We start from the raw sequence: 9,739 nt of genomic DNA, 5'->3' as shown, positions 1-9,739 counted from the left end.
GCGCCGAGGTGCGGGGCAGCAGGCGACCGTCGGCGTCGTCCACGCGCAGGCGCAGCAGGAAGGTGCGCGCCTGCGGGTCGGTCACCGGCACCCGCGCTTCAACGCGGGCGGGCAGGGCGTCGCCGGCCAGCGCGTCCGGGTAAACCTGCACCGTGGCCTCACCGGCCAGCGCGGCGAAACGTTCCTGCGGCACCTGCAGGTCCAGGCGTACGCGGTCGGTGGCGACCAGGTCGAGCACGGTGTCGCCGCGTTGCACCCACTCGCCGGCTTCGGCGTGTTTGGCGCTGACGACACCGGCGAAGGGAGCGGGCAGGGCGTGCCGGCGCACCAGCTCCTGCTGCTCGGCGGCGGCGGCGCGGGCGGAATCGGCGGCGGCGCGCGCCTGGCTCAGGCGGGCTTCGAGCGTGCCGACCTGGCTGGCGGGGATGAATTTGTCGGCGGCCAGGCGCCGGCCTTCGTCCAGCAGGCGTTGGGCTTCGGCGGCGGTGGCCTCGGCTTCGGCCGCCTCGGCACGCACCCGCGCCAGTGTGTGGCGGGCGACGGCATCGTCGAGCTGCACCAGCACCTGGCCCGCCTCGACGCGGTCGCCGGCGTCCACCTTCACCTCGCGCACCAGGCCGTCCACGCGCGGCGACAGGCCGGCGGCGCGGTCGGCGGTCAGCGTGCCGGTGAGCTGGAACTGTTCGCCGAAATCGGCGGCCTTGGGCTGCATCACGCGCACGGGCACGGCGGCCAGGGCCGGCAGGGCCGGCAGGGCGGCGATCGCCAGCAATGCCGCCATCAGCCAGGGTGCCCGGAGGCCTTGATTGCTGCGCATGCGTTTTCCCCAATCCATGACACGGCGAGCCTACCAACCGCGCAGGCTCCGGCGATGTGAAAGCGCGCAGTCTATTGCAAACGCGAATCACTCGCATCTATACTCGCCCCGCCTCAGGCCCAGCAGACGCCACGCCTGGTTCCCCTTTGAACTCCAGGAACCCGTATGTCTGCCCAAATCCGCATGGCCGTGCTTCCGGCCTGCCTGCTGGCCGCACTGGCCAGTCCCGCCGCCTTCGCCGATGCCGGCATGGGGCTCACCCAGCTCGACGCGGTCGAAGTCACCGGGCAAAAGCCCGACGACTACGCGGCCGGCTCCACCGACTCCGCCACCCGCCTGGAACTGACGCCGCGTGAGACCCCGCAGTCGGTCAGCGTCATCACCCGTGCGCAGATGGACGACTTCGGCCTGGACAACATCAACGAGGTCCTGGCCAACACCACCGGCGTGGTCGTGGAACAGGTGGAAACCGACCGCGTGTATTTCACCGCCCGCGGCTTCGACATCACCAACTTCCAGCGCGACGGCTTCGGCCTGCCGCTGCCCTACGGCATCCAGAACGGCGACCTCGACACCGCGCTTTACGAGCGCATCGAAGTGCTGCGCGGCGCCAACGGCCTGCTCTCGTCCACCGGCAACCCTTCGGCCACGGTGAACTTCGTGCGCAAGCGCCCGGGCAGTGAGCTGGACGGCGGCGTGCGGCTGGGCCTGGGCAGCTGGGACCAGCGCCGCCTGGACGTGGATGTCGGCGGCCCCTTGAATGACAGCGGCAGCGTGCGCGGCCGCGCCGTCGCCGCCTGGCAGGAAGGCGACAGCCATCTCGACCGCTACTCGCTGGAAAAGAAGGTGGTCTATGGCGTCATCGAAGCCGATCTTGGTCCCGCGACCACCCTGGCCATCGGCGTCTCGCACCAGGACAACGCACCCACCGGCAACCTCTGGGGCGCGCTGCCGCTGTTCTTCACCGACGGCACGCCTACCGACTACGACGTCTCCACCAGCACCAGCGCCGACTGGTCGCATTGGGATTCAAGCGACACCCGCGCCTTCGTCGAACTCGCACATGCGCTGGACAACGGCTGGACGATCAAGGCGGCGGTGAACCACGAAGAGATGGAGGAGGAGAGCGAACTCTTCTACGTCTACGGCACGCCCGACCCGGTCACCGGCCTCGGCCTGTTCGCCTATCCGTCGGCCTACGGCGGCCGCTTCAAGGCGCTGTCGGCCGACGTGTTCGCCACCGGCCCGATGCGCCTGGGCGGCCGCGACCACGACGTGGTGGTCGGCGCCAGCTGGGCCGACGGCAACAACCGCGAACTGTCCTGGTACGGCAACGACGTCGGCACGCCGCTGGCGCCGGGCCAGGCTTTCGACGGTAGCTACCCGAAACCCAGCTTCGATGCGTACTCCGACGGCTCCGATTTCGACTACGGCCGCGAAAGTTTCTACGCCACGGTGCGCTGGAACCTGGCCGACCGCTTCAAGCTGATCACCGGCCTCAACCACACGCGCGTGGACACCGAAGGCTTCAGCTACGGCGAATCCAACACCGTCGACGAAAGCCGCACCACGCCCTTCGCCGGTGCCGTGCTGGACCTGGGCCCGGCCTGGTCGGTTTATGCCAGCTACGGCGAGATCTTCAGCCAGCAGTCGGAAGTGAATGCCGACAACCGCCTGGTCGGCCCCGTCGAAGGCAGCAACGCCGAGATCGGCCTGAAGGGTGAATGGTTCGACGGCGGCCTGAATGCCTCGCTGGCCGTGTTCCGCGCCGACCAGGACAACCTGGCCGAATACGCCGGCTTCGATACCGGCACCGGCCGCTCGTATTACGCCGGCGTCGATGCGCGTTCGCAGGGCGTGGAACTGGACTTCGCCGGGCGCCTTGGCGAGCACTGGCACGTGGCCGGCGGTTACACCGTGCTCGAACTCGAGGCCGCCGACGGCAGCGACGCGCGCACCTACGTGCCGCGCCAGCTGCTGAGGCTTTCCGCGGTCGTTGACCTGACCGCGGTGCCCGGCCTGAGCCTGGGCGCCAACCTGCGCTGGCAATCGGCCATCGATCGCGAAGCCGTCGCCTACGACGACCTGGGCACGGCCACGCCGCTGCGCATTCAACAGTCTTCCTACGCCCTGCTTGGGCTGATGGCGAACTACGACATCAACGAGCGCTGGTCGGCCACGCTGAACCTGGACAACGTCACCGACGAAAAATACCTGACCAGCCTGTACTGGGAGCAGGGTTATTACGGCGCTCCGCGCGGCGTGACGGTGTCGGTCGGTTACCGGTTCTGAGACCGATGTCGCCGCGTCTTGAGGTCTTCTCGCGCGTAACCGCCGCCCTGGTGGGCGGCTACGCGCTGGCCTACGGGTTCACCGCCTTCCTGGCCCTGGCGCTGCCGATGGGGCGCGTGGACCGGGTGGCCTTCGCCACCCTGCTGGCGTTCGCGGCCTGGTGCGCGGCGGCCATCTACGTGTTCGCCGCGCGTTCGGCCTGGCGCGCCTGGTCGGCGCCGCTGGGCCTGGGCCTGGCGCTGTGGGCGGTGACCCTGTTGTTCCCGGAGGCGGCGACGCGGCCATGAAGGACACCCTTTCCAGATCGATGGCCTGGCTGCACACCTGGTCGGGCCTGGTGGTTGGCTGGCTGCTGTTCGTGATCTTCGTCGGCGGCACCATCGCCTGTTTCGACAAGGAACTCGACAACTGGATGCAGCCCTGGCTGCACGAGACGGTCCTGCCGGAGCAGCCGCGCTTCGACGCGGCCATCGCCCGCACCGCCGAACAGCATCCGGTGGCCCACTCCTGGTACGTGCTGAACGGTAATGAACGCAATCGTGGCACCGGCAACTTCGCCTTCTTCGACGACGGCAGCCACTGGCACGAGACCCTGCACCCGGTCACCGGTGAACCCCTGCCGGACGTCGCCGGCGGCGACTTCTTCTTCGAGCTGCACTACAACCTGCATGCCGGCAACCCGGGCATGTACCTCGTCGGCCTGGCCGGCATGATGATGCTGGTGGCGCTGGTCGCCGGCATCATCATCCACAAGCGTATCTTCCGCGATTTTTTCACCTTCCGGCCGCGCGCCGGCGGCCAGCGCGCCTGGCTGGACGGCCACAACCTCACGGGCGTGCTCGGCCTGCCTTTCCACCTGATGATTGCCTACACCGGCGTGGCGATCTTCATGTTCAGCTATGTGACCGCCGGCGTCGATACGGCGTACGAAGGCGATGTCTTCCACTACTTCGACGTCGCTTCGGACGCTTACGAACGCCCCGAACTCGGCCGGCCGCTCGAGCGCCTGCATTCGCTCGACGCGCTGGTGGCCGACGCCCGCCAGCGCCTGGGCCAGCCGGTGACCTGGGCCAGCGTGCACCACCCCGATGACGCCAGCGCCATCATTTCCTTCGGCGGCGACCACAGCCGGCGGGTGGCCTGGAACTTCGATCAGGTGCACTACGACGCCGCCGACGGTCGCTTCCTGCACCACAGCCGGCCCGACAGCGCCGGCTACGGCACCTACACCTTCCTGGGTGGCCTGCACATGGCGCAGTTCGGCGGCAGCACGCTGCGCTGGCTGTATTTCCTGCTCGGCCTGGCCGGCTGCGTGATGCTGGCCAGCGGCATGCAGGTGTGGGTGGCCAAGCGCCGCCGCGAGGCCGGTGTCGGCCACGCCCTCGTGCGTGCGCTGAACGCAGGCGTTGTTGCCGGCATGCCGCTGGCCGTGGCGGCGATGGCCGTGGCCAACCGCCTGCTGCCCTGGGACCTGGCCGATCGCCGCGCCGCGGAAATCACGCTGTTCTGCATCGCCTGGCTGCTGGCCGCGGGCTGGGGGGCGTGGCGTGACCGGCGGGGCCGGGGTTGGCGCGATCTTTACGTGGGCACGGCGGTGCTGCTGCTGTTGGTGCCGGTGGTGAACTTGGTGACGACGCCGGCCAGCCACCTGCTGGCGACCCTGCCGCAGGGCGAGTGGGCGCTGGCGGCGGTGGACCTGACCGCCTTGGCGCTGGGCCTGGCCTTTGCCTGGCTGGCGCGGCGACAGCATCGTTGCCTCGCACTGCCCGACGTCGCGGCGGCGACAGGCACGCAGGAGGCGTCGGCATGATCGTGCTGGTGATCGCCGTGAACCTGATCGGCTGGGCGCTGCTGGCGCTGGGACTGCCCGGTCACCACCGCGCCTGGTTCGGGGCGGCGCCCGCGCCGGGCCGGCGGCGATTGCTCAGGCTCAGTGGTTGGGCCTGCCTGCCGCTGGCCTGGGGGCTTGCGGTGGCGCAGCAGGGCCATGAACTGGGCAGTGTGATGTGGGCCGCAACGCTGATGCTGGCGGCGCTGGCCTGGGCGCTGGTGATGGCCGCGCGCGAAACCCTCAGCGCAGCGGGCGGCCGGACACCAGGCGCAGCCGGCGCTCGCCGGGTCGCGAAGGGCCAGCCTCGAAGCTGACGCGGTCACGGCCGGCGTCCTTGGCCTGGTACAGCGCCGAATCGGCGCGTGCCAGCCAGCGCGGCCAGTCGTCTTCGGGCTCCAGCGTGGCGGCGCCGATGGACGTGGTGACGCGCAGCCCTTCGGCCAGGGGTTCGCACTGCACGGCGTCGCGCACCTTTTCCAGGGCCACGCGCGCGCCGCTGTGGTCGGTGTCGGGCAGCAGCAGCACGAACTCCTCGCCGCCCAGGCGATAGAGCCGGTCGCGCTTGCGTATGCAGGTCTGGACGCGTTCTGTGAAAGCCATCAGCACCCTGTCGCCGGCGTCGTGGCCATAGTCGTCGTTGACCTGCTTGAAGTGGTCGAGGTCGAGCACCGCCACGGTTGCGGGCTCACCCCGCGCGTGGTGGCCCTTCAGGGCTTCGGCCAGTTCGATTTCCATGCAGCGGCGGTTGGAGACGCCGGTCAGCGGGTCGCGCGTGGCCAGGCCTTCGAGCAACTTGCGCTGCACGTCGGTGAGGCTGGCGAAGATGAAGGCATACAGCATCACCAGTACCGCGCTGACCGCGAAGGCCGCCATCGTCAGCACCGAGTCCGAAGGGGCCACCACCAGGCCGGCGATGATCAGCAGCGTGCCGCAGACCGTGGCCAGCAGGCGCGGCGCCAGCATGTAGTTGGCCAGGATGACGGTGTAGGCCCAGAACAGGCCGGCCGGCCCGAGCACGCCGCCGAGCAGCGCGCACGACACCGACACCACCACCGCGTTGATCTTGCCGGCCAGGTTGCTGTTGCCGGTGCGCCAGGCGAAGGCTGCGTTGCCGGTCATCACCAGGATCAGCGCCAGGTCGAGCGCGAACGCCAGCCATTCGCCGCCAAGTGCCCGCACCACCGCGAACGGCGTGACGCCCACGACCGTGATGCCGGCGAACAGCAGGATCATCGCCAGCCGGACGTCGGTGCCAATACGGTTCTTGAGGGCGTGCCTGAGCGTCATGGCGCGAACTGTGCGCCTGCGTAGGGTGCAGGTTTGCGAACTGCATCGCGAAACCAGCGCTGTCAGCAACGCCTTGCAGCACGAGCTTCGGGATTTGTGAACGAACTCACCTTCGCCCGCCAGGCGGTTTCGCCAAGCACTTCACAAAACCGCCTCAGGCCTTGAGCCGCCACCCGGAGCGGAAGATCGCGCGCACGGCCGCCAGGCAGACCACCAGGAAGCCGATGATGGCCGCGAAACTGACCACCACGTCCACGTCCGACTGCCCGAAGAAGCTCCAGCGGAAACCGCTGATCAGGTACACCACCGGATTGAACAGCGCGATCTTCTGCCAGACCGGCGGCAGCATGTCGATCGAATAGAAGGCGCCGCCCAGGAAGGTCAGCGGCGTCATCACCATCAGCGGGATGATCTGCAGCTTCTGGAAGTCGGTGGCCCACAGGCCGATGATGAAGCCGAACAGGCTGAAGCTGACGGCGGTGAGCACCAGGAACAGCACCATCGCCAGCGGATGCGCGATTTCGTAGTCCACGAAGAAGCGCGCGGTCACCAGGATAAGCAGGCCCAGCATCACCGACTTGCTGGCCGCCGCGCCGACGTAACCCAGCACCGCCTCGACCCAGCCCACCGGCGCCGACAGCAGTTCGAAGATCGTGCCGGCCCACTTGGGCATGTAGATGCCGAAGGCCGCGTTCGATATCGACTCGTTCAGCAGCGACAGCATGATCAGGCCGGGAATGATGAAGGCCCCGTAGCTGACGCCGCCGACTTCGCCCATGCGCGCGCCGATGGCGGCGCCGAAGACCACGAAATACAGCGAGGTGGTGAGTACCGGCGAGAGGATCGATTCGCCGATGGTGCGGAAGGTGCGCGCCATCTCGAAGCGGTAGATGGCCTTGACTGCGTGCCAGTTCATGCCGCACCTCCCTTGCCGCGGTGCACCAGGTTGACGAAGATTTCCTCGAGCGAGCTTTCCTGGGTGTTGAGGTCGCGGAAGTCGATGCCCTGGTCGGCTAGCCGGCGCAGCAGGGTGGCGATGCCGGTGCGTTCGCCCTGCACGTCGAAGGTATAGACCAGCGACAGGCCGTCCTCGGAAAGCTCAAGCGGCTGCCCGGCCAGCTCGGCCGGGATCTCGGCCAGCGGCGCCTGCAGGTGCAGGGTCAGCTGCTTCTTGCCCAGCTTGCGCATCAGCGCATCCTTTTCGTCCACCACCACCAGCTCGCCGTGGTTGATCACGCCGATGCGGTCGGCCATTTCTTCGGCCTCCTCGATGTAGTGCGTGGTCAGGATGATGGTGGTGCCCTTGTCGCGCAGCTCGCGCACCAGGTTCCACATGTCGCGGCGCAGCTCGACGTCGACGCCGGCGGTGGGTTCGTCCAGGAACAGGATGGCCGGCTCGTGCGCCAGCGCCTTGGCGATCAGCACGCGCCGCTTCATGCCGCCCGATAGCGCCATGATCTTGCTGTCGCGCTTGTCCCAGAGGCTGAGCGAACGCAGCACCTTTTCCAGGTGGGCGTCGTTGCGCGCTTTGCCGAACAGGCCGCGGCTCAGGCGCACGGTGGACCAGACGGTTTCGAAGGCGTCGGTGCTCAGCTCCTGGGGCACCAGGCCGATCCTGGCGCGCGCCTGGCGGAAGTCGCGCACGATGTCGTGGCCGTCGGCGACAACGCTGCCGCGGCTGGCGTTGACGATGCCGCAGACGATCGAGATGAGCGTGGTCTTGCCGGCGCCATTGGGGCCGAGCAGGGCGAAGATCTCGCCGCGGCGGATGTCCAGGTCCACCGACTTGAGCGCAACGTGGCCGCTGGCGTAGGTCTTGCCAAGGCCGCGGATCGAAAGGATGGGTTCCATGCGGGGCACGTGGGGGCAGGGGGCGCCCATGGTAACGCCTGCCGGGGCGTGCACGAGGGGTGAACATTACGCCCTCTAGGATGAGGACTTTCCCCACGGAGACATCCCATGACCCGACTGCTTGGCATCTCCGGCAGCCTGCGCGCCGGCTCCTACAACACCGCCTTGCTGCATGCCGCCCGTGAACTGCTGCCCGAGGGCGTCGAACTCGAGGTCGCCACCCTGCACGGCATCCCCCTGTACGACGGCGACGCCGAAGAAAAGCACGGCATCCCGGCGGCCGTCGAAGCCCTGAAGGACAAGCTGGCGGCCTGCGACGGCCTGGTGCTGTGCACGCCCGAGTACAACCACTCGATTCCGGGCGTGCTCAAGAACGCCATCGACTGGATGTCGCGTCCGCCCAAGGACAAGGAGCGCGTCTTCGTCGGCCGCCCGGTGGCGCTGCTGGGCGCCTCGCCGGCGGGCTTTGGCACCGTGCTCGCGCAAAACGCCTGGCTGCCCGTGTTCCGCACCCTGGGCATGCGCTACTGGTGCGGCATGGAACTGATGGTTTCGCGCGCCCACAAGGTGTTCGACGAGCAGGGAAAACTCCAGGACGAAGACGTGCGCGAACTGCTGCGCAAGCACGTCACCGGTTTCAGCGACTTCGTGCGCGGCTAGCCGCGCTGCTGCACCTCGGGCAGGCGCAGGCACAGCCAGGCGCCGGCCAGGCCCATGCCGGCCAGCACCGCCAGCGCCGCCGGCACCGAGGCGGTGCCCACGGCGCCGGTGATCGCGCCCGTCACCAGCAGCAGCACGCCCATGGCCGTATTGCTGACCGCCACGTAATCGGTGCGCTTGTTGCCGCCGGCCAGGTCCACCAGGTAAGTCTTGCGGCCCAGGCGCACACCGTCGTGGGCAACGCCCAGCACGAAAAACAGGCCCACCAGCACCCAGCCCCCGGCCGCGCCGTCGAGCCAGGCATCGGTGGCGATCGCAGCCAGCGCGACCGCGCTGGCAAGGCTGCCCGAAGCGATCATCGTGCGCCGGCTGGAGGCGTCGGCGAACCGGCCCCAGAAGGGGCTCGACAGCAACGAGGCCGCGCCCGCGGCAAGCAGGAAAAGCGGCAGGCCTTCCCAGCCGCCGATGCCATTGCCGCGCGCCAGCAGCACCACGAAGGGTGAGCTCAGCGCCGAGACCAGCAGCAGCGCCCGCGCCAGCACGAAACGCCCGAAATCCGGCTCGTCGCGCAGCAGCCGAAGTTTGCCCAGCGCTTCGGTAATGCCGTTGGCGCCGCCCCCGGTGCTGCCGGGATCTTCCTGGATGCCGCCGTACACCACTGTTGCCAGCAGCCAGCACGCCGCCGCCACGGCAAGCAGTCCACCCAGCAGCACGGGCCCGGCGCCCTGGCCCCACCACAGCAAGGCGCCACCCACCGCCAGGCTGATCGCGCCCGACACGCTGGCCGCATAACCACCCAGCCGGCCGCGCCGTGTTTTCGGCACGGTCTTGCCCAGCACGTCCTTGCTGGCGATTGAATTGAGGCCGCGCGCCAGGCTGAAACAGACCAGCAAGCCCAGGATCACCGCGCCGGCCATCGCGCCTTCAAGCCGGAACGCCGCGGCGGCCATGCCGGCGACCGCCGCGGCCTGCAGCAATGCACCCAGCAGCCACACCGGCTT

Annotated in this window: 10 protein-coding genes; 5 read left to right on the top strand and 5 right to left on the bottom strand. The window is 68.9% G+C overall.

Annotated features, from left to right (window positions below; translation table 11 throughout):
• The coding region (locus AACZ35_RS09270; RefSeq protein WP_339828396.1) for an efflux RND transporter periplasmic adaptor subunit at positions 1-817 on the bottom strand (817 nt) is incomplete at its 3' end.
• A gap of 165 nt (positions 818-982) precedes the next feature.
• On the opposite strand from AACZ35_RS09270, the gene AACZ35_RS09265 reads away from it, so the two are divergent.
• From AACZ35_RS09265 to AACZ35_RS09250, 4 genes are read left to right on the top strand one after another with little or no spacing between them, the layout of a single operon-like run.
• Positions 983-3,109, top strand: coding sequence for a TonB-dependent siderophore receptor (locus AACZ35_RS09265; protein WP_339828395.1), 2,127 nt, complete (start codon positions 983-985; stop codon positions 3,107-3,109).
• A 5-nt stretch (positions 3,110-3,114) separates the two neighbouring features.
• Complete coding sequence (locus AACZ35_RS09260; protein WP_339828394.1) at positions 3,115-3,396, top strand: DUF3649 domain-containing protein; 282 nt, start codon at positions 3,115-3,117, stop codon at positions 3,394-3,396.
• Positions 3,393-4,919, top strand: a complete 1,527-nt coding sequence (locus tag AACZ35_RS09255) for a PepSY-associated TM helix domain-containing protein (RefSeq protein WP_339828392.1) — start codon at positions 3,393-3,395, stop codon at positions 4,917-4,919. Before AACZ35_RS09260 ends, AACZ35_RS09255 begins: the two co-directional genes overlap by 4 nt.
• Entirely contained in the window at positions 4,916-5,254 is a 339-nt protein-coding gene (locus AACZ35_RS09250) for a DUF3325 domain-containing protein (protein WP_339828391.1), read from the top strand. Before AACZ35_RS09255 ends, AACZ35_RS09250 begins: the two co-directional genes overlap by 4 nt.
• Here AACZ35_RS09250 and AACZ35_RS09245 read toward each other — a convergent pair.
• The 3 genes from AACZ35_RS09245 to AACZ35_RS09235 form a co-directional block, all read right to left on the bottom strand.
• Entirely contained in the window at positions 5,181-6,227 is a 1,047-nt protein-coding gene (locus AACZ35_RS09245; protein WP_339828390.1) for a GGDEF domain-containing protein, read from the bottom strand. The two genes, AACZ35_RS09250 and AACZ35_RS09245, sit on opposite strands and share 74 nt — an antisense overlap.
• Positions 6,228-6,381: 154 nt before the next feature.
• Complete coding sequence (locus AACZ35_RS09240; RefSeq protein WP_339828389.1) at positions 6,382-7,143, bottom strand: ABC transporter permease; 762 nt, start codon at positions 7,141-7,143, stop codon at positions 6,382-6,384.
• Positions 7,140-8,078 carry an ABC transporter ATP-binding protein gene (locus tag AACZ35_RS09235; protein ID WP_339828388.1) on the bottom strand — a complete coding sequence of 313 codons (939 nt, stop codon included), beginning with the start codon at positions 8,076-8,078 and terminating at the stop codon, positions 7,140-7,142. Before AACZ35_RS09235 ends, AACZ35_RS09240 begins: the two co-directional genes overlap by 4 nt.
• Positions 8,079-8,186: 108 nt before the next feature.
• Here AACZ35_RS09235 and AACZ35_RS09230 point away from each other — a divergent pair, with 108 nt between their 5' ends.
• Positions 8,187-8,738: an NADPH-dependent FMN reductase gene (locus AACZ35_RS09230; protein ID WP_339828387.1), complete on the top strand. Its 552-nt coding sequence runs from the start codon at positions 8,187-8,189 to the stop codon at positions 8,736-8,738.
• Here the strand turns inward: AACZ35_RS09230 and AACZ35_RS09225 are convergent.
• Positions 8,735-9,739: MFS transporter (locus AACZ35_RS09225; protein ID WP_339828386.1), on the bottom strand; the 1,005-nt coding region annotated here is incomplete at its 5' end. The two genes, AACZ35_RS09230 and AACZ35_RS09225, sit on opposite strands and share 4 nt — an antisense overlap.

Source organism: uncultured Arenimonas sp., assembly GCF_963976025.1.
In the GTDB taxonomy this organism is placed as follows: domain Bacteria; phylum Pseudomonadota; class Gammaproteobacteria; order Xanthomonadales; family Xanthomonadaceae; genus Arenimonas.
Note: the sequence above shows the minus strand (reverse complement) of the source record. Positions and strands in the feature narration are given on the sequence as shown.